Raw genomic sequence first — 24,236 nt, forward strand, 5'->3', positions numbered from 1 at the left:
CTAACCCTACACTTTATCCAGCAAAATATTCCGTATTATAGTGTTTTACTTGAGAGTAGAACGTTGCTTATGGTTGCGTACGATACGTGTTACTTTACTTTGACTAATATTTAAGGTGTTTGCAACTTTATATGAACTCCCCAGCATATTATACAATCTGATTATGATAGCCTCTTCATCACTGGTTTTTTTGAGATTTTTCCAGTTGGATAGTTCCTCTTCTAAAATGTTTGAGTGTACATGTCCAGATGGTATTTTAAACATTTTACTGGGTAAATGTTCGGGTAGTATATATCCCTCCGGAACTGTAACCACCAATCGTTCGGCTAAATGCTCCATCTCTCTAATATTTCCGGGCCAGGCATAGCTTTTTAGAACAGCGAGACTTTGTTTATCAAACTTGTGAGTGTATTTATACATCAAGTCATATTTATTCAAAAAAAACTCCAATAGCGGAATAATATCATTAGTTCTTTCTCTTAAAGGCGGAGTATCAATTTCAATGACGCTTAATCTATAGTACAAGTCTTCGCGAAACTTTCCTTCATCGATTAATTGAACTAGGTTTCTGTTAGTCGCGGCGACAATTCTTACATCAATTTTCTTATGCTCCTTGCCACCAACGGGAATAAATCGGCGCTCTTGAATAAGTTCTAATAGTTTTGCTTGGATTCCCAAAGGTATTTCTCCGATCTCATCCAGAAATAAAGTGCCACCATGGGCTAGTTCCACTAATCCTACTTTCCCGAACTTATCTGCGCCGGTGAAAGCGCCCCGGCAATATCCAAATAGTTCTGACTCTAAGAGGTGCTCCGGGATAGTGGCTCCATTAATGCAGATGAAGGGACCATCTTTCCGCTCACTCATTTTATGAATATCCATGGCCAGTACATTTTTTCCGGTACCGGATTCCCCAAGGATAAGAACTGTAGAATTAACTAAGGCAACCCTCTTAACTATTTCCAGACATAACTTCATTCTTTCGTCTCGAAAGGAGTATCCCTTAAAATAGCTGACTTGTTGACTTAACTCATCGACTTTGTTTTTGTAATGTTTTACTAGTTTTTTAGTTTTATCTAAATCCTGTTTTAACTCTTCAAGCTGTGTGATATCACGGCTATTCATAACGATGAATTCAACTTCACCGTCCTGGTTAATCACTGGAGTGGCGGTGACAACAAGTTTTATTCCGGTTTTCGTTTGCTGTTCAACGGTAACAGTTTGCTTGTTTTGAAAGACAATGGGAGCCAAGGCAGGTGAATAATAACCTTCACTCAATAAATAGCTTACATTTTTTCCGATTATCTCAGAAGGATCTAAGCCATAATGCTTCTTACATACTTTATTGACATAGGTTACAATTCCCTTGCTATTAACGACAAAGATCTCATCGAATGAATTATCCAGGATCATTTTGAAGTCTTCTCTGTTCAAACTTTGTTCGTTTATATCTAGCAACTTCGACAACTCCCTTTTTGCAATATTCACAGCAAAATTGATTGAGTATCAACAATAATTGGTATATATTATAGTCTAATGTCATACAAGAGAGTTTGTTTTGAAAATATTTAATTAACTGATTTTATTTATTCGTTAAGATAAACATAAAATCCTGCCACGTTGGAATATTTGAGTCAATATGACTTAAATATTCTGCCATTTTATAACGAGGGTAAGGTGAACAAATAGAAAGGGAAGAAAAACCCGCCTGATTAATGATTTCGGCGATGATAGTTAGATAAAACAAGCATTGACTTACAAGGTTTTACCATTGTAGAGAACAAGTTGACTCAATACTTAGAACGGCATGAAAATTGCATTATATTTTGACATGTTGACTTAAACTTCAGCTAAACAAAAAAAGGAAGGCTAGACTACCTCTATCTAGCTATAAAACCGACGAGTGGTAGTAGTTTATAGGCCAGCAAGGAGATTTGGGGGGTGAAAAGCGCATTATTAAAAAATAAGGAATTCCTGGAGTTCTGAATCACTAGGTATTGAATTAGAGATCGTTTTATTTTTAACATCAAGTCAAATAGACTCTACCTAAGTCTATTTGACTCAAAGTGACTTTAAGGATTAAAGCTAATTAGCTGCCTGAAGTTTCGCGCAAGTACGATAGGAGATGGTGTAATAATGGCTTTAAAATCACGGCTGGAAGTCTTAACGAAGGATGATTTAGTGAGGGTTCATGATGCCACCCTAAAGATTCTTCGGGAGACCGGAGTAGTATTTCACAATGATGAAGCTATTGAAGTCTTTAAGAAACATGGAGCAAGAGTAGAAAATAAAACAGTTTTCATTACTCGGGAATTGGTAGATCAAGCTCTGGCTACAGCTCCACGTACCTTCCGCATGAGGGCTCGTAATGATAAATACTCGGTTACCGTTGGGGAAGGTTTTTTGATACAGCCAAACGTTGGGCCGGTTTATATTCAAGACTTACAGAAGGGACGTCGAGAGGCAACTCTTGAGGATTATGCAAATATCCAAAAACTCTGTCAAGCCAGCGATGTTGTTGATCTAGTAGGCACAATCCCGGTTGATCCCAGTGATGTTAAGAGCAGTGATAAGTATCTACTTATGATGTACGAAGCATTAAAAAACACTGAGAAACCAGTGATAGGATTCTGTGCTAATACCCAACAGGTTCGCCAACAATTGGATATGGTTGAGATGGTCTTGGGTAAACCTGGATTTTTATTGGAGAACCATTGTACAGCGGTACTAGTAAATTCATTAAGTCCATTAGCCTATGCTCCTGATACTCTCGAAACTATGATTGAATATGCAAAACGAAATCAAGTTATCCTACTTGCACCGTGCATTATGGCTGGAGTAAGTGGCCCAATATCACTTTTAGGAACGGCAGTTTTGCAAAACACTGAAACCATAGCAGGACTGGTACTGGTTCAATTAGTGAATCCGGGGACACCGTTAGTCTATGCTACAGCATCAACTTCAGGTTATATGAAAGAAGCTACTTTTGCTGCAGGTTCTCCTGAGGCTATGTTAATAAATACTGCCAGCTTGCAAATGGGTTTAGATTACTATCACTTACCTGTTAGAACTATGTCGGGAATCACCCATTCAAAGACAGTTGATTGTCAGGCAGGGTATGAAACCATGCAGAGCCTGCTAATGGGAATGATGAGCGGTGCCCAGATGTCAGTTCAAAGCTTGGGTGTTTTAGACGCCATTATGACCACTTCCTACGAAAAGTTTATTATTGATGAAGAATTGATCAGAAGAGTACGGCGGATTTCTCAAGGGATCGATACCTCGGATGAAGCATTAGCTGTTGATGTTATTCAAGAGATAGGACACACTGGAACCTATTTGTCGCATATAAGCACATTTGAGAATTTCAGATCATTGTGGACGCCTACTGTTTCAGATTGGGGAAATTATAGCGATTGGAAGAACGCCGGTTCAGAAGATGTTGTTATCAAGGCAAACCGAAAGTATCAACATATTCTGCAAAATGCACCTGAGACTTTACTCGATTCAGAGACGGATAAGGCTTTATTAGAGTTTATCGAGAATGCTAGAGCTCATTAATTTTAATAATTTTTCTAGCTGTCCAGATTTATACCCGGCATAAAAAGACGGAATTATACAACGAAATGTAATTATAATATGATCTATTTGGGAAAGGTTACTAGTTTGTAATTTACAAAAGGTATTGCATAAAGGGAGGATTTATAAATGAGCGATTTCGATCAATTAGCCGATTATGTGTTTAAAGGAAATGCTGCTGCAGTAAAAGAGCTTACCCAGAAGCTGGTAAATGCCGGTGGCGATCCACTGGAAATCATCTCCAAGGGTCTACTAATTGGTATGGATATTGTAACTCCAAAATTTAAAGCCGGAGAGATGTATGTTCCTGAGGTAATGATGGCGGCAAGGGCTTTATCAGAGGGGATGAATATTGTTAAGCCGTTGCTTACCGGAGAAGACATTGCAGTTAGTAAAACAATCATTATTGGAACAGTTGCCGGAGATCTACATGATATCGGTAAGAATTTAGTTGTCATGATTATGGAAAGCGGCGGTTTTAATGTAGTTGATTTAGGTGTCGATGTATCTCCGGAAAAATTTGTAGCAGCTATTAAAGAGCATAATGCAAAAATCGTTGGTTTATCTGCTCTCTTGACCACAACAATGCTAAATATGAAAGTCACAATTGACCATATCGCCAAAGAAGGATTACGAGATCAAGTTAAGATTCTTGTGGGAGGGGCTCCGGTTTCTCAAAGCTTTGCAGATGAAGTCGGGGCAGATGGTTATTGTGCAGACGCTATGGCTGCTAAAGAGATGGCTACTGCATTCTTAAACTAGTTTTCTGTGAAAAGATATCAGAACATATTAAATGTTGCAGAAGTTATGGAGGTGGAAGAATTGAGAAGTGAAGTTCAAGCAGGAGTTTCAAAATTTGAGGGTTTCGGACTTAATATTTTTTCTGACAATGAACTTTATGATATCCACAGTGGAACCCTTGAAGTTCTGGAAAAAACAGGGATTAAAGTCGAGTCTAAAGAAGCCTTAGAAATTTTCGCTGCAGGAGGAGCTAGTGTAAATTTCGAAACACGAGTCGTGAAAATTCCTCCGCATATTGTAGAGGATGCTATTCGCTCAGCTCCTAATACAATTCTTTTGGCAGGTAGAAATCCTAAACATGATATTATACTGGGTGGCAAAAGAGTTCACTTTATTAATTTTGGCGAAGGAGTCTCAATCATCGACCCGTATACCAAAGAGTATCGGAAGACTACTAAGCAGGATGTAGCTAATATTTCGCGTTTTTGTGATGCAATGAGTGAAATGGATGCGGTTTTACGTCCGGTGGCTCCTCAGGATGTACCGGCAGAGGCTGCTGTCGTTCATAATGCTGAGGTGATTTTCAATAATACTTCCAAGCATGTATTCATCGGTACTGAAGGTGGAAAAAACTTTAAAAAGGTTCTGAAGATGGCTGCTGCCATAGTCGGGGGAGAAGAAAAGCTGCGGGAAAGGCCAATCTTCTCTTGCAATGTTTGCCCAACAAGCCCGTTACAATTAGTAGGCCATTGTACTGAAGTAATTATTGAAGGTGCCCGGGCTGGCATAGCAGTAAACGTACTATCAATGGCTATGGCTGGAGCTACCTCCCCAATTACCTTAGCAGGGAGTCTTGTAACACACAATGCTGAAGTTTTAAGTGGCATCGTCTTAAGCCAGCTAACCCGCAAGGGAGCACCGGTTATCTATGGTAGTTCAACAACAATTATGGATCTGCGTTTTGCTACGGCACCGGTTGGATCTCCGGAACTCGGAATGATCAATGCAGGTGTTGCGAAACTTGCCCAGTTTTACTTACTGCCGAGCTGGGTAGCCGGTGGCTAGGTAGATAGCAAACTCCCGGATGCCCAGGCATCTCATGAGTTCACAATTACCGCTATGCTGACAGCGTTGGCAGGGTCCAACCTGATCTATGGCGCAGGTATGTTGGAACTCGGCATTACCTATGACTATGCACAAATGGTCATGGATAATGAGATGGCTAGGATGATTAAAAAGGCTGTTTGTGGGATAAGTGTGTCTGATGAAACTCTGGCAATAGATGTTATTAAAGAGGTAGGTACCGCTGGTAACTTTATTGGTCAAGAGCACACCTTCAAACACATGCGTTCTCAATCTAAAAGTAATGTTATTGACCGCCGTATGAGAGACGTCTGGCTGGCTGATGGTGGTAAAGATTTTTCGGAAAGAGCTTATGATGTGGCTAGATCCATACTCGAAGACTATAAGCCGGAGCATCTGCCAGAACGTGTTCAAGCGGAATTACGCGCTATAGTAGAAGAAACTGAAAAAGAGTATGGTGTCAACCGTTAAGTTACGACAGAAATAACTAAATATTAAGGATAGTAATGAGGAGAACGAGCTAACAACTTTAGTTCTTCTCATTGCTAAATAAAGATACCTAATGAGTTCCAACCCATGGTAATACTCAGGCCACCATCAATAGCGATTCTTGGATGGGGCTAGGAGTAATTCTAGCTGTTAAGCGTAGATAGTCAGATAGTAGGCCTGAAAGTATTGAGCTCGAAATGAGTAAACCGGGAAGGTCGACAGTTTCGAAACTCTTTGAGGAGTTGTGATTTAACAATGAAAAGAGAAGCACTAACCCAGAAATTATTGGTATTAGGGGTCGACGGGATGGATCCCAAAATAACCCGGAAGTTCTTGGCAGAAGGAATAATGCCAAACTTACAAAAATTTATAGAAAAAGGTTCGGCAAGAGAAGACTTATCCCACTTAGGTGCCCTGCCAACGATTACACCTGCCTGCTGGACGACCTTGGCAACAGGCGCTTATCCTGGAACACACGGAATTACCTGCTTTTGGCGGCAGTCACCAAAGAGCTTGGACGCTGTTGTCTATAATATGGATTCTAGAAATTGTGAAGCTGAGCAGTTATGGAATGTAACGACTGAAGCCGGCCTCAAAACCTTAGTATGGCATTGGCCCGGTTCCGCCTGGCCTCCGACCAGTGACAACCCAAATTTACACGTGGTTGATGGAACACAACCGGGTTCTGTTAATATGGGTGTGGCACAACTTGATTGGGAAAAAGTTATCGCTGCTAATGAGGAAATTACAGAATTAATATATGCTCCCAAACTTGAACGTCCTGCCGGTACCGGTTGCATGATTTCCGATCTGAGTGCTATTACTGAGGATGAAGAAGAACCAGCTACCGATATGATGGAATTATGGTATGGTGAAGCTGCCATGACAGGCAGTGAAATCCGCGAATATATCATGGGACCAGAAAATATGGAAATGGTCATTGAATCTATTCCTCATTATGATGTAGTCAATTCACCGCTGAAAAATGCAGAAGGATGGGCAGCTGCACCGGCCGACGCCAAAGAATTTACTATTTTAACCTCCGATGGTATTGTAAGACGACCCACCCTGATTTTGAAGAATGCTGATGGTATTTATGACCGTATAGCAATTTATAAAAATAAGAAGGCAGAGAAGCCAATCGTAGTATTAGAACTCGGGAAAATGGTTTCCGGTATTGTAGATGACATTAATAAAGAAGGTGTATTAAAACCAGCCTGTCGTTCAATGAAACTCCTGGAACTTTCTACCGATGGTACATCGGTGAAACTGTGGATCAGTAATGCCTTGGATATTGCCCAGGATAAATTATGGCATCCAAAAGAATTGTTAAAAGATGTCGTAGAGAATGTTGGACCGGTTCAGCCTGTCAGCTTGGTTGGGGGAGAAGATGCTTACCTGGTTGAGAAGGTTTATGAACCTGCCTGGGATTCATATAGTCAATGGCAAGCAAAGGCTTTAAATCATTTAATTAAAACCCGGGATTACCAGGTAGTGTTTACTCATTTGCATAATGTTGACTGTGCAGGTCATATGTTTTGGCACTTAGCGAAAAATCTAGAGCGCTGGAGTTATACTGACCCTGAAGTTAATCAGAACTTTATTCGGAAGTTTTACATTCAGACAGACAAATATTTAGGCGAATTCTTACATCTGTTAGATGAAGGATGGACAATCATGATTCTAGCTGACCATGGTTTATTGGTAGGGGAAGAATTCCCACCACAAATCGGTGAATATGGCGGCATGAATGTACAGGTAATGGAGGAACTCGGTTATACCGTAATGAAAAAGGGCGAAAACGGTAAAACTTTGAAAGAAGTAGATTGGGAAAAGACAACAGCTGTTCAGACTCGAAGTAACTATATATATATCAACTTAAAGGGTCGTGATGCCCATGGCATTGTTGATCCGGCAGACAAATATGAGCTGGAAAGAAAAATCATGTCCGACTTGTACTCCTATAGATATAAAGGACAGCGAGTTATCGGGCTGGCAATGCGGAATAAAGACGCCGTTGTCTTAGGAACAAACGGTCCTCAGTGTGGGGATATCTTCTTTACTGTCGATGAGGGGTTTAGCCGTTTACATGGCGATGGGTTATCCACTGTAGAGGGCGCTTTCGAGACTTCTGTTTCCCCAATTTTCCTAGCAGCAGGGAATGGAATTAAAGAAAACTTTAAAACAGTTCGAACCATTAGACAAGTTGATATTGCACCGACTATCGCAACATTAGTAGGTGTAAGAATGCCTGCCCACTGTGAAGGGGCACCAATCTATCAGATTTTAACCGAAGAATTCTAATAAGGAAAAGGCAGGCTGATTCGCTGACTTCGTGGAATAGCCTGCCTTTTTGATGAAATTTTTGTCAATAGGGACTATCTTAAAGGAGTGAAAAACATGTCCTTAGAACAATTAAATGCAAATAGTTTCGAAAAAATAATCTATGATAATGAGGAATCATGTCTCGTTATTTTCTCAAGAAAAGCTTGCCATGTTTGTAAAGAGGTCGTTCCTCTTTTGGAAGAGCTTCAACCGCAATACCGAGACAGAGTTGGTTTCTATTACGTGGATGTAGAAGAAGATAAAAACTTGTTCCAACGATTCTCTTTAAAAGGAGTTCCTCAAATTCTTTTCTTTAAGGACGGTGAATATCAAGCAAAATTGGCAGGGGCTGTTGACGAAGAGAAAGTCATAGATAAAATTGCAGAAGTTATGGAATCGTAATCACAAACATTCTACAGAGAGGAGTAATATGGAAAAATGGGATATGTGACCTACGATTTAATCATTATCGGCGGGGGGCCCGCAGGACTAACGGCGGCTATTTATGGGGGAAGAGCGAAGCTGAGAACTTTGGTTATTAACAAAGGGACGGTTGGCGGTTTGGTCAATACGACACGAGAAATTGTCAATTATCCGGGCTATGGCCAAATCAGTGGATCCGATCTTATGAAAGACTTTAAAAAGCATGCTGATTCCTTTGGTGTTGAATTCTCACGAGATGAAGTTGTAAGTGTTAATTTTTCTCAAGAAGATAAAATCATCTGTACGAAGAAAGGGAAAGAATACATGGCTAAGGCGGTTATCATTGCTTGTGGCAGTGAGCCGAGACTATTAAATATTCCTGGCGAAAAGCGGCTTCAGGGTAGTGGAGTTGCGTATTGTGCAACTTGTGATGCCGAGTTTTTTGAAGGCGAAGAGGTTGTTGTCGTTGGCAGCGGGGATCAAGCCATTGAAGAAGGTATGTACATTACCAAGTTCGCTCGCAAAGTCACTGTGATTGTACTTCATGATGAAGGCGTGCTCGATTGCAATAAAGTGAGTGGGGAAAGGGCTTTCCAAAATGAAAAGATGGAGTTTGTATGGAACTCCACTATTCAAGAAGTCCTGGGCGAGGCTAATGTCGAGGGGGTTAAAATCAAGAACTTAAAAACGGGACTTTCCAGCGAACTTACTTGCCAGGGTGTTTTTTTCTTTGTTGGGATGATTCCTTCGACTCATTTTCTTAAGGAAAGTGGCATTGGGATGGACAGAAGAGGCTATATTCCTGTCAATGACTTAATGGAAACAGATCTAGAAGGGGTCTATGCGGTGGGAGACAATCGGGTTAAATATTTAAGGCAAGTGGTTTCAGCGGCAGGTGATGGGGCAACGGCCGCAGTCGCTGCCGAGCGCTATATTGAGGAACTGAACGGGTTTCGTACCAGTGTACTGAAAAGCGATAAAAAAGTGCTCTTACTTTTCTTCAATGCCTTAAATAATGAAAGCTTGGAGTTTAGCACGTTATTAGAAGAGGCAAATCAAGAACTATCGGAACCCTACAAGGTGTTGAAAATCGATACGGCTACAAAGAAAAGTCTGGCACAAAAGTATGATGTTGAAATCGTGCCAGCAGTTGTTGTATTGGACAGAGGGCAAGAGATCAAGCGATTGGACTATTCAATGGATAAAGAAAAACTTAAAGCTCAATTAAGATAAGACAAATCATTATTAGGAAATAGTAAAGAATTAAAATCAAAGGAACCTACCTTTGTGGGATGGGTTCCTTTAATTTTTGCCTATTTTTTCAGTTTGGGTTAAAATGATCAGTGGCCTGAATTTTATAACCATTAGAATAGGTTTGCTGTAATGAGTTAATTATGACGCTTTATTTCTGATATGCGAAAAAAAAGGATATAATGAAGCTATACTTTATTTTAGACAGGATGGATTATCAATGAATACCTTTAATAAACTTGGAATCGACGAATCTTTAGTAACTGCTCTTAAACAACAAGGGATTGTTGAGCCAACTGTAATTCAAGAGCAAGCAATACCCTATATCTTAGCTGCGAAAGATGTATTGGGCCAGTCAGAAACAGGAACAGGTAAAACCTTAGCTTTTCTGCTTCCGATTATTCAAAAGATCGATACTCTCAAGAAAGAAACTCAAGCAATGATTCTTACTCCTACCCATGAACTAGCAATCCAAATTCAGCGTGAGATAGAAACTTTAGTAAAAGATTCTGGTATTGCAGTTACTTCCGCTGCAATCATTGGAAACGTAAATATTTCTCGGCAAATTGAAAAATTAAAGCAAAAACCGCATATAATAGTGGGTTCCAGTGGAAGAATTCTTGAGCTAATTCAAAAGAAAAAGATAGTAGCTCAAACTGTTAAGACAATTGTGCTTGATGAAGCTGATCGTCTGCTTGATGAAAATAACAGCGATATTGTTAAAGGGGTAATAAAGACGACCCTAAGCAGAACCCAGCTATTGTTGTTTTCGGCGACCTTATCCCCGCTGACCGAACAGAAGGCATCGGCACTATTAAAAACTCCTGAAGTCATTCGAGTGACCGAAACAATCATGATTGCTCCCACTGTTGAACATATGTATTTTTTAGCAGAACAGAGAGATAAAATTGAAGCCCTGAGAAAATTAATTAGAATAATCATCCCTACGCGAGGGCTGATTTTTATTAATAAAAGTGAAGAGATTGAAAAAACCGTCTTAACACTAAAATATCACGGTTTAGAAGCAGAAGGCATTTTTGGAGGGGCTAAAAAGGCTGAACGAAAAAAGGCGATGGATGACTTTAGGAGTGGAAAAAGCTCATTGTTAGTGGCTTCAGATATAGCTGCCAGAGGATTAGACATAAAGGGTATCACCCATATCTTTAACTTAGATTTGTCGGAAGATCCTCAGCTTTATCTTCATAGAGTCGGCAGAACAGGCAGGGCAGGTAATAAGGGGATTGCAATTTCAATCGTCAATCCACAGGAGGTTCAGGTTTTAAGAAAGTTAGAAAGCGTTTTTGGAATTCAGATTAGCTCCAAGGAAATGTCTCAAGGAAAGATCGTTGACGTAAGAAAAAAGTTACAGAGGAAAGTGTGATGTAGTATAATCAAGTAAAACCTAGATGGAATCCAAGGGTTTAGCCACGAAGTGGAGGGAATTCTTGATATGCAGTCTTCTCCTTTAGAGTTAGCGCAAAAACTAGATGAAGAAGGTTATTTAATAGATCCAATAACAGCGACAACCTTATTTCTTGCTTTAGCCCTAGATAAACCTTGTCTTATTGAAGGGCCTGCCGGGGTGGGCAAGACACAGTTGGCTTTAGCTCTGGCGCGAGCAGAGAAAAGAAGACTTATTAGGTTACAGTGTTATGAAGGACTTGATTTAAGTAAGGCGTTGTATGATTGGAATTATGCTAAACAACTCTTGCGCTTGCAGCTTGCCAAAACTGAAGAGTGGGATGAAATAAAGTTTGATTTATTTTCGGAAGAGTTTTTACTCTCTCGGCCGCTTTTAGAAGCAATTCTATCTTCTGAGCCAGTTCTATTACTCATTGATGAGTTAGATAAAAGCGATGAAGAATTTGAGAGCTTTCTTCTGGAGCTGCTAGCTGAGCGACAGGTTTCTATTCCCGAATTAGGAACTATAACTTCGAAAACAAAACCAATTGTAATTTTAACCAGCAATAATTCTCGCGATTTTAGCGATGCCTTAAGACGACGTTGTATACATATTTATTTGACATATCCCAGCTTAGATAGAGAAATATCGATTCTTAGAGCCCATGCTCCGGAGCTGGCGGATAGCTTAGTTAGAGATGTTTGTGAGTTTGTTGCTAAAGTAAGAAAATTGCCGTTGCAGAAGCTGCCTAGTGTATCCGAGACCATTGACTATGCTCGGGCCTTAAAAGTTCTTCAGATGGAGGAATTGAATTATGGTAACCTCCTTGGGACTTTGAGCGTTTTGTTAAAATACCCTAAGGACATTGGGAAGCTAGAAGAACGCCTTAAAAAGTGGGAAACCGAGAGTAGACAAAGTAAGGATAATCAATAAATGGGAGCTATGAATGGATGGACTTTTATTCGTCTAATCAATGCTCTCAGGCAAGTTTCTCTATCAATATCCGCTAAAGATATTCTGGATGCTCAAACCTGTCTGGCTCGCTACCCGGAAATACCGCCTAAACAAATATTGAGATCATTATTTATTCATCGCCCACAAGATACTGGGGTCTTTGAGGCGGTATGGAGAATAGTCGTAGGATGTGCAGAGTCCTTAAATTCTCAGGATTCAAAGGATACATCTGTCAAAAAGGATTTGGAAGACCATAATAGTCCAGGGATAGGCGGACAAGGCACGGGTCGCGGTACCGGAGGAATTAGCCTTACAAGTTGCAGAAATATTCTGGATTCGTCTAAAGTTTCCAGAATGATTTCCTTATCGAGGATAGAAGAGTTGGTAGGTAGTGAGCAGGAATTTGAAGATATTGTGAAAAAGATTTTAACGGATCTGGATTATTTTACTTGGATTAATTCTTCTGACTTGGCTTATCAACGGGGTTCGCTTTCAGAAGATGATTGGATTTTACATCATAATGCTCGAGCCACTATCATAAATGAAATTCAGCAGCAGATTTTGACGGTTCAGGTAAAGCACCATAACAGTTGGGAACCCCTGGTTCGACAGCATTGGCTATATAAATCTTTAAGTTTATTGTCAGAAGAGGAAAAGGAGCTTGTAAAATCCAGTATTAGAAAATGGACCCGGAAATTAGCCTTAAATCAAGGAGCTCGATGGAAATCCTCTAAGAAAGGAACCATAGATATAGCTCAAATCATTCGGCAAAGTGTTCAATGGGATGGACATTTCTTTAAACTATACTTTAGAAATAAAATACCGCAAGTACCGGAATTAGTAGTGCTTTGCGATGTTTCAAATTCAATGGCCTCCTTCGTGGAATTCTTAATCTATGTGGTGACCTGCTTTAGAGAGAGAATTAGAAAGGTACGAATATTGTTTTTCATTGATTCAATATGGGATGTGACTGAGCTTGTTAGGAATGAAGAATTAACTGAAGTAAAACAGGAAATAAAAAGCTGGGGTCATAAAGTGAGTTCTGGCTTTTCGAATTATGGAGCTGTCTTCAGAGAACTTGCAGAGAAAAAACTCCAAGATATATCTTCGCAAGCAGTGCTTGTTATTCTGGGAGATGGTAAGAACAACTATCATCAAGCTCAAGCAGAATATCTTGCTCAGATCGCGGAAAAAGTACGCAAGGTGTTTTGGCTGAATCCTTTGGAAAGAAGTGAGTGGTCGGAACCGGATAATACAATGAGAGAATATCAAATCTATTGTTCTAAGGTATATCGGTGCCGTACTGCGAGAGATTTACAGAAAATCGTAAAAGATGTGTTTTAGCGATAAAGGCATATAAGCTGAAGCTTTGTACAATGCATATTGTAAAAATGTCGGTTGTCTTCGATGAAGCAGCCGGCATTTTTTTTTTGACTATTATCAGACCTCAGAATCTCCACTTCTTTTCTGTGAGCTCTTCAAGCCACTTTACAATTTTAACAAGTACTACATTTTACTGACACCAAATGATTATGTCATGTATATACTGCTATAAGGCATATGCTGATATTGTTGACCGATACATATAGGTAGGTATTTAGGGGGTGTCTTGTAATGATAAAACATACTGTTAAAAAGGGTGAAACACTACATAATATTGCAAAGAAGTACGGTATAAACCTTAACGCATTACTGGCTGTTAATTCATCGATTAGAAACCCTGCGTTAATCCAGCCGGGTCAAGTAATTAACATTCCAAGGCCGGCAGTTCAGAGAACCATTGTAATTCCCCGAGAAAACTATGGTTATGACGAAATGCTTAATGATCTGCAGTCTCTGGAAGAGTTATATCCTTTTATTGAAGTCAACTCTATTGGATCTACCGTTATGGGCCGTTCTATTCCGGTTGTAAAGCTCGGACATGGAAAAAAGGAAGTCCACTATAATGGTTCTTTTCATGCTAATGAATGGATTACAACTGTCCTGTTAATGAAGTTCATTGAAAACTATGCTAAAGCATATGCTTCAGGGAAAAAAATCGGTTCCTTTAATATCCCAGGCTTGTTTGAAACGACTTCTTTATGGATTGTTCCTATGGTCAATCCGGATGGAGTGCAGCTTGTGCAGGGGAAAATTGCGACGAACACTAAGACTTATCAAACTGCCTTAATGATTAATTCAGGTTCTCGAGATTTCAGTGGGTGGAAAGCCAATATTCGAGGTGTAGACTTAAACGATCAATTTCCAGCTCATTGGGAAACTGAAGTTTCGAGACGAGCAGCATCTGCGCCTTCCCCGCAGAATTATCCCGGGAATGCACCTCTATCAGAGCCGGAGTCTAGGGCTATAGCGGAGTTTACCCGATCACATAATTTTCGGTTGGTTAGTGCATTCCATACCCAAGGAGAGGAGATTTATTGGGGATATCGGGGGTTAGAGCCTAATGAATCTCAACTGATCGTAACCCGTTTGGTTGAAGTCAGTGGATATGAAGCTGTTCGTTATGTTGAAAGTGATGCAGGGTATAAGGATTGGTTTATTCAAGATTGGAGACGCCCGGGATTTACCGTCGAGTGTGGTCTTGGGGTAAATCCTCTGCCCATTGCTCAGTTCTGGGATATTTGGGGCAAAGTGATCGGGATTTTCTTGATGGGAATTAATGTTTAGAAAACTGGTTGAGTTTATCTCATTTCTTAATTTCCCTGGCAATTAATGCAGCCCCTAAAGCGGCTGTGATGACTGGTTCTTGTGATATAAGTAAGGAAAAGAACTTTTTGTCTGGGTAACGCTTCATTCGATAATTGCCCTTTAAGCTGGCCTCTTTAAGAAGTAATTCCAGTGCATTTGAAAAGTTTATTTGGCCGTTATTATCAGACATTCATAGTACTCCTCTCCATATGTTTAACACTTTGATTTTGGGTTTGTTGATAAGATTGATACTATTCCTCACGAAGAGCACGTTTCAAAATTTTCCCAATAGCAGTCATAGGAAGCTCATCTCGAATCTCTACCTGCTGAGGGACTTTGTACGGTAAAAGATGTTGTCGGCAAAATTTGATAACATCATGCTCCTTGGCACTGGCGTCTTCTTTTAAAGTAATAAATGCCTTAACGACCTCCCCTTTATAATCGTCAGGAATACCGATTACGCATGCCTCTTTTACAGATGGATATTGGTAGAGGACATCTTCAACTTCGCGGGGATAGACATTAAATCCCCCGCTAATAATCATGTCCTTCTTGCGATCGATTAAATAGAAGTAACCATCTTCATCCATATAGCCAATATCGCCGGTATATAACCAACCTTCTCGAAGTGCTTGAGAAGTTTCTAGAGGTTGATTATAATATCCGAGCATGACCTCCGGACCCGTGAGTGATATTTCGCCGACTTCTAGGGGCGGCAAGTTCTTCCCGGTCTGAAGATCTTTTACTTGCATATAGACATCCGGAAAGGGTATCCCAATACTGCCGGTTTTATTAACACCACGATAGGGGTTGGCACAGACAGCTGTAACCACTTCAGTCAACCCATAGCCTTCCATAAGCCTGCTTCCTGTTAGGTCTTCGAATTTGCGCTTAACTTCAGGGGCTAAAGGAGCTGCTCCGACAAAACAACCTCGCAGAGAGGAAAGATTATACCGAGATAAACAGGGATTGTTAATAAGGCCTATAAACATGGTAGGAACTCCAGCAAATAGTGTTGGATGGTAGCGATGAATACCTTTGAGAATCTCATCTCCATTAAAACGCGGAATAAGGACACAGGAAGATCCTGAGATTAAAGGTGCATTCATACAAACTGACATTCCAAAACCATGAAATATTGGTAGAACTGCAAGTAAACGATCATTTTTATGCATTTGAACCCAGGCTGCGCCCTGACTCGCATTGGCAACTAAGGCTTGATGTGTGAGCATAACCCCTTTCGGCTTACCGGTTGTTCCTCCGGTATAAATTAACACTGCGATATCTCTATAAAGATCAATTGCGCAAGGGTTGGGTAGCTGTTCTTTTTGAACAAGTAGGGTTTTAAGCCACTGGCAATAGGGTAAGCGTGCTTTGGTTTCGGCAGGTACTTTCCTTGACAATCGATAAATATATTTAATTGGGATAGGCATAAATTCATTTAGCCCCGTATAATAGGTATGTTCTAAGATCAGATGCTCGTTATTGTTGTGTAAAGATCGCCGTACGTTTTCCAATCGCCCAGCTAAGAGATCCAAACTAATAACCATACGGACTTGGGCATCACGAAAAATATGAATTAGTTCAGATTCTGTGCTTAAAGGATTAACTGGGACTACTATTGCGCCTAAACTTAAGATGGCATAGTAACTTATTACATATTGAGGGCAGTTCGGCAGTAATAATGCGATTCGATCACCCTGTTGAATGCCAATTTTATGTAATGATGTTGTTAAGCTATTAATATATGAGCCTAATTGTTGATAACTTATCTTGCGGCCGAAAAAAATCAAGGCAATAGCCTCAGCGTGATTTTTGACACTTTTATGAAATAAACTAGGAAGAGGTTCTTGAGGATAACTCAATGTTATAGGAACCTCAGAATCATAATGTTTGGTCCAAGGAAGGAATTTTTCATGGGTAGAGACCTTGCTCATCGCTTTTCCCCCTTTGAAAAAGTTAATTTAGTATATATCATTACTATATAGGGATATGTTTTGATGATAAAAAATATTTTAAATATTCAAAAAATAACCATTCTTAGAGTTGTCTTTGCGATTTGAAATTATTGGAGATAAATTCGTTTTTAATTTTTATTGCAAAAAAGTAATATTTATAAGGAGGAAAATTTAAATATTTGGAGAATACTATTACACATAGAATTAATCTAAAAGATGGAGGCTGAACTATGACAAATCTAAGAGAACTTTATGTATGTAGCATTTGTGGTAATGTTGTGGAGGTTGTTAATACTGGAGCATCTGCATTGGTCTGTTGTAATAAACCGATGAATATACTACAGGCGGGTACAACAGATGCTAGCCTAGAAAAACATGTTCCTGTAATTGAAGCAGTAAGTGGGGGTATTAAAGTTAAAGTTGGCAGTGCTGCTCACCCTATGGAAGAAAAACATTTCATTCGGTTTATAGAGGTTTTGACAAAGGAACAAGTCCTTAGGGCAGAACTTGAACCGGGGCAAGCGCCTGAAGCTACTTTCTTGGTTGCTGAAAACGAGGTTATTGAGGTTAGAGAATACTGTAACATTCATGGTCTATGGAAGACGAGTAAGTAAAATGGTTAATAGAGCAGGTAGGTAGGCAAGTTTTACCTGCCTGCTTTTTTCAGCATCCACGGTTATTTATTACAACGGCGATGCTTTTGTTCTTTTATGACTTTAAATTAGGATTGCTTGACACTTTTAGAGGGATATTCTATAGTTTTATTGTAATAGGTAAAAATGTTCTATTATGATTACAATGTGGTGTTTAGAACTTTACATAATCACCAGTCTGTTATAGCAAAATGTTAATGGAAGGGGTAAAAACTATGAACCTAACTAAAGAGAATACAATTATTGGCTTTATTGGTACAGGTGTTATGGGTAAGAGCATGGCCGGTCACTTGCTTAAGGCGGGATATAGGGTAGTGGTCTACAACCGCACTAAGGCAAGCGCTGAGGATTTAATTATAATGGGTGCAGTGTGGGAAGATTCAATTGCGGCGTTAGCTGCCAAGTGTAATGTAGTTATTACAATGGTTGGTTATCCAAAAGATGTAGAAGAGGTATATCTAGGAACTAATGGAATTCTGCAAAATGCTAAGAAGGGCAGCTATTTCGTTGATATGACTACCTCATCTCCCGACCTTGCTAAGAAGATCTATAATGAGGCATCAGTCCTCGGTATGTATGTACTAGATGCACCCGTATCTGGAGGAGATGTAGGAGCCAAAGAGGCTCGTCTGGCGATAATGGTCGGTGGGGATGAAGAAGTATTTAATAGAATACTGCCAATTTTTGGTTGCTTAGGGAAAAATATTGTTTTACAAGGAAGTGCCGGGGCCGGTCAATACACAAAGATGTGCAATCAAATAGTAATTGCCTCAACCATGATCGGGGTATGTGAATCAATGGCCTACGCTCAAAAGGCAGGGCTTAAGCCTGAGGTTGTCTTAAAAAGTATTGAAACGGGAGCGGCAGCAAGTTTCTCCTTAAGTAACCTTGCGCCGCGTATGTTAGCTAATAACTTTGCGCCGGGTTTTTATGTTAAGCATTTCATTAAGGATATGACGATTGCTTTAGAGTCCGCAAAACAGATGGGATTACTCACACCGGGTTTAGAGTTAGCAAAGACCTTATATGAGAAGCTCGCAGAACGTGGAGAGGAGAATAGCGGGACACAAGCGCTGTTCAAACTGTATCTGGAGCATAACTAAAGATAATCGTAAATTGGTTAAGGAGAGCATATATGCTCTCCTTTTTAACAAGCTCAATATTAAGATTACATGAGGTTTCCTTATTGTGAATTTAAGGTTAGCAATAAAACAGTAAAAAACTAGAAGGTATTTTTGGGGGATATGTAGAAGAGATGATAATATAAGGAAAAATTCGTAAAGATTAAGAAATAATATCCTGTATAAGGTGATTCCTTAGCTTTTTACATATTTTTCTGCCTATTTATAGCCGGAAACGATAATCGTATTTGCATAATAACTTCTATAGGAAGAGAATAGATCGTTAGAATATCATTTCAACTAGATTTACCAAGGTATCGGAGATCAGTTCACTATATAATATCTTAATTATCGCCATATTGACTTATTACGACCACAGTGCTAGTCTTATTTTGTAAGTGAAATAAATAATTTGCAAAATAATTAAATACAAGTTTGTGCATTTTGTTACGTTTGACGTGATATATATCTAATAGGACAAGTTTTGTTGCTAATTAGTATGTGAAAGAAATCATATACCTCATGATCAACGAGTTAGTGGGAGCGAGAAAAAGCTAAATACTATGAAAGCAAATATCTCCTATTAAGGTAGGAGGAGTGCTATAAGGTTGGTTCGAGAAAGCTCTTGATCCAACTGCCTCGGTTAATGCCGAGAGTCTATTGACATATAAGGGAGGTAGAAGGATGGCGCATAAGAGTATTTTAGTGGTCGGAGGAGGAGTGAGCGGACTTACAGCCGCTATTGAAGCTTCCGAGGCAGGAAGCGAAGTTTATCTGGTTGAACAGAAATCCTACCTAGGTGGTAGAGTGGCCCAGATGAATCAGTACTTTCCTAAGCTGTGCCCACCGAACTGCGGGCTGGAGATTAATTTTAAACGGATTAAGCAAAATCCCCGCATCAAATTCTTCACTTTGTCAGAAATCGAAAAGATTGATGGAGTAGAAGGAGACTATACTGTAACTGTTAAGTCAAATCCTCGTTATGTGAATCATAATTGTACTGCATGTGGCAAATGTACAGAGGCATGTCCGGCAGAGCGGGCTAATGAGTTTAATTATGGAATGGGTAAAACAAAGGCTATTTATAACGCTCACGAGTTTGCATTCCCAATGAAGTATGTGATTGATGGATCAGCTTGTTTGGGAGCAGAATGTGGGAAATGTGTTGCTGCCTGTGAATATGGCGCTATTGAATTAGATATGTCGGCTAAAAGCTTTAATTTAAATGTTGGAGCAATCGTGTGGGCTACCGGTTGGGAACCCTATGATGCTAAAAAGGTAGACTATTACGGTTTTGGACGTCATCAAAATGTTATCACAAACGTTATGATGGAAAGATTGGCTGCTTCCAATGGTCCTACCGCGGGAAAAATCCTTCGTCCATCTGACGGAAAAGAAGTAAAAACCATTGCTTTTGTTCAGTGTGCAGGATCCCGAGATGAAAATCATCTTCCTTATTGTTCAGGAGTTTGTTGTATGGCTTCGCTTAAACAAGCAACCTACGTAAAATCCGCCAGCCCAGATGCAAAAGTCTATATGTTTTATATAGATGTTAGAGCGATGGGAAAGCACGAAGATTTTTATACAAAAGTCCAAGATGATATAAACATGATAAAAGGAAAAGTTGGCGAGATTTCAGAAGATCCTGAGACGAAGGATTTAATCGTCCAAGTTGAAAACCAATTAACTGGTGAAATCATGAAGGAAACCGTTGATATGGTTGTACTAGCGACAGGTATGGCGCCATCTACCTCGAGTGCACTCGATACAATATCCTATGATGAGGATGGCTTTATTGTTTCCCAACCAGGAATTTTCGGTGCAGGATGCGCTAAGAAGCCTTTGGATGTTTCCTCATCGGTAAAAGATTCTACATCTGCAGCGCTTAAGGCCATTCAATCTACGGTGAGGAGGTAGCCCAATGGTTAAAAAAACAGGTGTTTATATCTGTACTGGATGTAGTCTAGGAGAATCTCTGGAAATAGAGAGCCTGTCCAAGGTTGCTACCAAGGAAGGCAAGGTTCCTGTATGTAAGACCCACCCCTTTCTCTGTGGTTCTGAAGGGGTAGAGTTAATAAAGAGCGACATTGAGAATGAAGGCGTTAACACAATTCTTATTGCTGCTTGTTCCCCGCGTGTTAATTATGATGTTTTTGAATTTGACTCAGTTATTATGGAGAGAGTAAATCTTCGGGAACAGGTCATCTGGAGTCAAACAGCAAACGACGAAGACACCCAGATGATGGCTGAAGATTATCTAAGAATGGGTCTTGCTAAGGTGAAGCACATTGAATTGCCTGAACCTTATCAAGGTGTAAATATGGTTAAAACCCTATTAGTTGTTGGCGGTGGCTTGACAGGTATGACATCTGCGCTAGAAGCTGCCAAAGCAGGGTATAAGGCTGTTTTAGTTGAGAAAAGCCCAGCTCTTGGAGGCTGGATGAATAGCTTATTTAAACAAGTTCCTCGAAAAGCACCCTATACTGCACCTGAAGAGGTAGATGTTGCTGAGTTAATTAAAGAGGTTGAAGCTAATCCAGATGTTACAGTCTATACAGGTGCAGAGATTCTTGAAATAGCTGGTTCACCAGGTATGTTCGATGCATCAATCAGCCAAAATGGTGCAACAATTTCGGAAAGAGTCGGCTCCGTCGTTCTTGCTACAGGAGCTGTGCCATATGATCCGACAAAATTGGATTATCTTGGGTATGGTAAATATGAGAATGTAATCACTGGACTGCAAATGGAAGAAATAGCTTCTAAAGGAAAAATCCTTCGTCCGGATGGTAAAGAAGTACAAACTATTGCCTTTATCCAATGCGCAGGATCACGGGATCCTGAACACTTACCCTATTGTTCGGCAACATGTTGCGTAGAGTCCTTAAAACAGGCTTCTTATATTAAAGAACAAAACCCGGAAGCAAATGTTTTTGTTTTCTATAAAGATATGAGAACACCGGGTCAATACGAGAGGCTCTATCAACAAGTTCAAAAAGATGGAAGTATTTTCGTCAGGGGAGAAATTAAAGGTATTACCGAAGATGGCGAAAAGAACCTGCTTATTGAAGCAACCGATGTTCTATCTGGAGCAACGATATCTACTGAAGCAGTAGATATGGTAGTTCTAGCAAATGGTATGGTTCCAACAACAGCGTTGGGAGAAGATTTCGCAGCTAAAGCTGATGCAGAGGAAGATAAGAAGGATGATGGTCCTAAGCCGGAAGTTATTCTTAAATCAAATCTCCTCAATCTCTCATATCGTCAAGGCCCTGAAATGCCTACTTTGAAATATGGATTTGCAGACTCTCACTTTATCTGCTTCCCATATGAAACTCGCCGTACCGGAATTTATGCAGCCGGTAGTGTAAGGGCTCCAATGGATGAATTGTCTTCGATTGAAGATGCTACAGGAGCAACCTTAAAGGCAATTCAATGTATGGAATCAAGTGCCCAAGGCATGGCGGTACACCCTCGAGTAGGGGATATGTCTTTCCCAGACTTTGCAATGTCGAGATGTACTCAATGTAAGCGTTGTACTGTAGAATGTCCTTTCGGTGCTATTAACGAAGATGATAAATTCAATCCGTTGCCAAATCCGACCCGCTGTCGCAGATGCGGAATCTGTATGGGCGCATGTCCTGAACGGATTATTACCTTTAAGAACTACTCTGTTCCTATGATTGGTAATCTGATTAAGTCAATCGAAGTTCCTGATGAAGATGAAGAAAAACCAAGAATCCTGATTTTTGCTTGTGAAAATGATGCTTACCCCGCTTTAGATATGGCTGGTATTAATCGGCTTAAGTATAATGCATGGGTTCGTGTTATCCCTCTAAGATGTTTAGGCTCATTGAGTTTGGTTTGGATAGCTGATTCGATGTCAGCTGGCATCGATGGAATCTACCTATTGGGCTGCAAGCATGGTGATGATTATCAGTGTCACTTCATCAAAGGAAGCGAGTTGGCCGAGATCAGATTATCCAAAGTGTCGGAAACCTTAGACAGACTGGATCTGGACTCTGAACGAGTGCGAATGGATCAAATCTCCATCACGGATTACGACAAAATACCTGCTATGTTAGATGACTTCGCCGCAAAACTAGAGGAACTAGGCCCCAACCCATACAAAGGGTTCTAAGTGGATCTAAGGTTAGGGGGACAAACTTCCTATTCAGGTAGAAAGAATGTCCCCATAAGATAGCAAAGGAGCAGTATTATGGATGAAATAAAAGAAGTATCTCTGGAGATGAGAGAATATATTATTTCTTCAGGAGCCGAAACGCTCAACTGGTGTATGCAGTGCGGTCTCTGCACCAATCTATGTCCATACCGACAGGTTCCCGGTGAGCTTAGCGAAGTATTTAATATTCGTAAAATGCAACGACAAGGACAACTCGGCTTGGAAGGTTTCGATGATGAAGAAGTTCTTTTTGCCTGTGTCACTTGTGGCATGTGTCAAACAAATTGTCCGAGAAGTGTTGAGATTATTAAAAACGTACGCTCAATGCGTAATACGATTGTAGGTGCCGGCATCTTGCCGAGTCACTTAAGACCTGTAGCAGGAAGTCTTCATGCCAATGGCAATCCTTGGGCCGGACCTCGTGAGAAGAGAGCTGACTGGCTAGAAGGCTTGAATGTTCCAGAATTTACAGAAGGCACGGAATATCTGCTTTATGTATGCTGCACATCCTGTTACGACACGCGCAGCCAAAAGATTGCTAAAAGTGTTGTCAAACTTCTCCAACAAGCTGGAGTTAGCTTCGGGGTCTTAACAGCTGAAGAGAGTTGTTGTGGTGAAACTATCCGTAAAATCGGAGATGAAGAACTTTTCGCTAAATTAGCTGAATCTAACATCAAGTTGTTTAATGGAAAAGGTGTTAAGAAAATCATTACAACATCTCCACACTGCCTGTACTCCTTTAAACAAGATTATCCAGAGCTTGGTGGAGAGTACGAAGTAATGCACTATTCTGAGCTCCTTAGTGAACTCTTGAAAGAAGGAAAGCTTTCCTTACCAGGGGAAATTGCAAAAAAAGTAACATTCCACGATCCGTGTTACTTAGGACGACACAATTTAGTCTATGACGCACCACGTGAGTTGCTTCAAGCAGTTCCAGGGGCTGAGCTTGTTGAATTAGATCGAACTAAGAATAAGAGCCTTTGCTGTTCAGGCGGCGGCGGACGGATTTGGGCCGAAGTACCCTTTGGTGAGCGCTTCGGAGAATTACGGATAAATGATGCAGTGAAGCAAAATGCTGATGTCATAGTCACTGCTTGCCCATACTGTATTACAATGTTAGATGATGCTTGCGCAGGACTAGAAAAGAATGACGTGTTAAAAGTAATGGAGATGTCAGAATTTCTCTGCGAGTCCCTTGAAAAATAATAAGGGTCAATGTTGACAAAGGGTTTGTGCTTGAGTCTAGATGTTGAGCTAACCTCATATCAAAGATGTTCTTTACTTAGAATTCAAGTTATGAGGTTAGCTAACTGATATGGTGAAAAAAGTATCAAACGTTAGTGAAAGGGGGGATGCCAGAAACGCTGTTTATATAGTATCCTTCCGACA

17 protein-coding genes and 1 pseudogene are annotated in these 24,236 nt (G+C 40.2%); 15 read left to right on the forward strand and 3 right to left on the reverse strand.

Going from position 1 to position 24,236, the window contains the following annotated elements; genetic code table 11:
- Nucleotides 1-45 precede the first annotated feature (45 nt).
- Nucleotides 46-1,458, reverse strand: coding sequence for a sigma 54-interacting transcriptional regulator (locus tag DP73_RS08200; protein WP_081962993.1), 1,413 nt, complete (start codon nt 1,456-1,458; stop codon nt 46-48).
- A gap of 678 nt (nt 1,459-2,136) precedes the next feature.
- Between DP73_RS08200 and DP73_RS08205 the strand changes: the two genes are divergently transcribed.
- The 10 genes and pseudogenes from DP73_RS08205 (at nt 2,137) to DP73_RS08255 (ending at nt 14,914) form a co-directional block, all read left to right on the forward strand.
- On the forward strand, nt 2,137-3,561 hold the full coding sequence (locus DP73_RS08205; RefSeq protein ID WP_034598767.1) for a trimethylamine--corrinoid methyltransferase: 1,425 nt from the start codon (nt 2,137-2,139) through the stop codon (nt 3,559-3,561).
- A 147-nt stretch (nt 3,562-3,708) separates the two neighbouring features.
- Nucleotides 3,709-4,341: a corrinoid protein gene (locus DP73_RS08210; RefSeq protein WP_034598769.1), complete on the forward strand. Its 633-nt coding sequence runs from the start codon at nt 3,709-3,711 to the stop codon at nt 4,339-4,341.
- Between the two features lie 60 nt (nt 4,342-4,401).
- A pseudogene (locus DP73_RS08215) lies at nt 4,402-5,874 on the forward strand (trimethylamine methyltransferase family protein).
- 273 nt (nt 5,875-6,147) lie between these two features.
- Nucleotides 6,148-8,196 carry an alkaline phosphatase family protein gene (locus DP73_RS08225; protein WP_034598771.1) on the forward strand — a complete coding sequence of 683 codons (2,049 nt, stop codon included), beginning with the start codon at nt 6,148-6,150 and terminating at the stop codon, nt 8,194-8,196.
- A gap of 96 nt (nt 8,197-8,292) precedes the next feature.
- Nucleotides 8,293-8,619 carry a thioredoxin family protein gene (locus DP73_RS08230; RefSeq protein ID WP_034598772.1) on the forward strand — a complete coding sequence of 109 codons (327 nt, stop codon included), beginning with the start codon at nt 8,293-8,295 and terminating at the stop codon, nt 8,617-8,619.
- 36 nt (nt 8,620-8,655) lie between these two features.
- Nucleotides 8,656-9,873: an FAD-dependent oxidoreductase gene (locus DP73_RS08235; RefSeq protein ID WP_034598773.1), complete on the forward strand. Its 1,218-nt coding sequence runs from the start codon at nt 8,656-8,658 to the stop codon at nt 9,871-9,873.
- A gap of 238 nt (nt 9,874-10,111) precedes the next feature.
- Nucleotides 10,112-11,272: a DEAD/DEAH box helicase gene (locus DP73_RS08240; RefSeq protein WP_034598774.1), complete on the forward strand. Its 1,161-nt coding sequence runs from the start codon at nt 10,112-10,114 to the stop codon at nt 11,270-11,272.
- 69 nt (nt 11,273-11,341) lie between these two features.
- On the forward strand, nt 11,342-12,226 hold the full coding sequence (locus DP73_RS08245) for a MoxR family ATPase (RefSeq protein ID WP_034598775.1): 885 nt from the start codon (nt 11,342-11,344) through the stop codon (nt 12,224-12,226).
- Nucleotides 12,227-13,591, forward strand: coding sequence for a VWA domain-containing protein (locus DP73_RS08250; protein ID WP_081962995.1), 1,365 nt, complete (start codon nt 12,227-12,229; stop codon nt 13,589-13,591). It abuts the gene before it with no gap.
- Between the two features lie 270 nt (nt 13,592-13,861).
- The gene (locus tag DP73_RS08255) at nt 13,862-14,914 is read left to right on the forward strand and encodes a M14 family zinc carboxypeptidase (protein ID WP_034598776.1); all 1,053 of its coding nucleotides are present in this window, start codon (nt 13,862-13,864) and stop codon (nt 14,912-14,914) included.
- Between the two features lie 19 nt (nt 14,915-14,933).
- Here the strand turns inward: DP73_RS08255 and DP73_RS08260 are convergent, their stop codons facing one another.
- Together DP73_RS08260 and DP73_RS08265 are read right to left on the reverse strand one after the other, a co-directional pair.
- The gene (locus DP73_RS08260; RefSeq protein WP_034598777.1) at nt 14,934-15,125 is read right to left on the reverse strand and encodes a hypothetical protein; all 192 of its coding nucleotides are present in this window, start codon (nt 15,123-15,125) and stop codon (nt 14,934-14,936) included.
- Nucleotides 15,126-15,186: 61 nt separating this feature from the next.
- The gene (locus tag DP73_RS08265) at nt 15,187-16,872 is read right to left on the reverse strand and encodes a long-chain fatty acid--CoA ligase (protein WP_034598778.1); all 1,686 of its coding nucleotides are present in this window, start codon (nt 16,870-16,872) and stop codon (nt 15,187-15,189) included.
- A 251-nt stretch (nt 16,873-17,123) separates the two neighbouring features.
- Between DP73_RS08265 and DP73_RS08270 the strand changes: the two genes are divergently transcribed.
- The 5 genes from DP73_RS08270 (at nt 17,124) to DP73_RS08290 (ending at nt 24,053) form a co-directional block, all read left to right on the forward strand.
- Entirely contained in the window at nt 17,124-17,507 is a 384-nt protein-coding gene (locus tag DP73_RS08270; RefSeq protein WP_034598779.1) for a desulfoferrodoxin, read from the forward strand.
- 254 nt (nt 17,508-17,761) lie between these two features.
- The gene (locus DP73_RS08275) at nt 17,762-18,649 is read left to right on the forward strand and encodes an NAD(P)-dependent oxidoreductase (protein ID WP_034598780.1); all 888 of its coding nucleotides are present in this window, start codon (nt 17,762-17,764) and stop codon (nt 18,647-18,649) included.
- 702 nt (nt 18,650-19,351) lie between these two features.
- Complete coding sequence (locus DP73_RS08280; RefSeq protein ID WP_034598781.1) at nt 19,352-20,584, forward strand: CoB--CoM heterodisulfide reductase iron-sulfur subunit A family protein; 1,233 nt, start codon at nt 19,352-19,354, stop codon at nt 20,582-20,584.
- Nucleotides 20,585-20,588: 4 nt separating this feature from the next.
- On the forward strand, nt 20,589-22,805 hold the full coding sequence (locus DP73_RS08285; protein WP_034598783.1) for a hydrogenase iron-sulfur subunit: 2,217 nt from the start codon (nt 20,589-20,591) through the stop codon (nt 22,803-22,805).
- A gap of 78 nt (nt 22,806-22,883) precedes the next feature.
- On the forward strand, nt 22,884-24,053 hold the full coding sequence (locus DP73_RS08290) for a (Fe-S)-binding protein (protein ID WP_034598784.1): 1,170 nt from the start codon (nt 22,884-22,886) through the stop codon (nt 24,051-24,053).
- The last annotated feature ends 183 nt before the right edge of the window (nt 24,054-24,236 follow it).

The organism is Desulfosporosinus sp. HMP52 (assembly GCF_000765145.1).
In the GTDB taxonomy this organism is placed as follows: Bacteria; Bacillota; Desulfitobacteriia; order Desulfitobacteriales; family Desulfitobacteriaceae; genus Desulfosporosinus.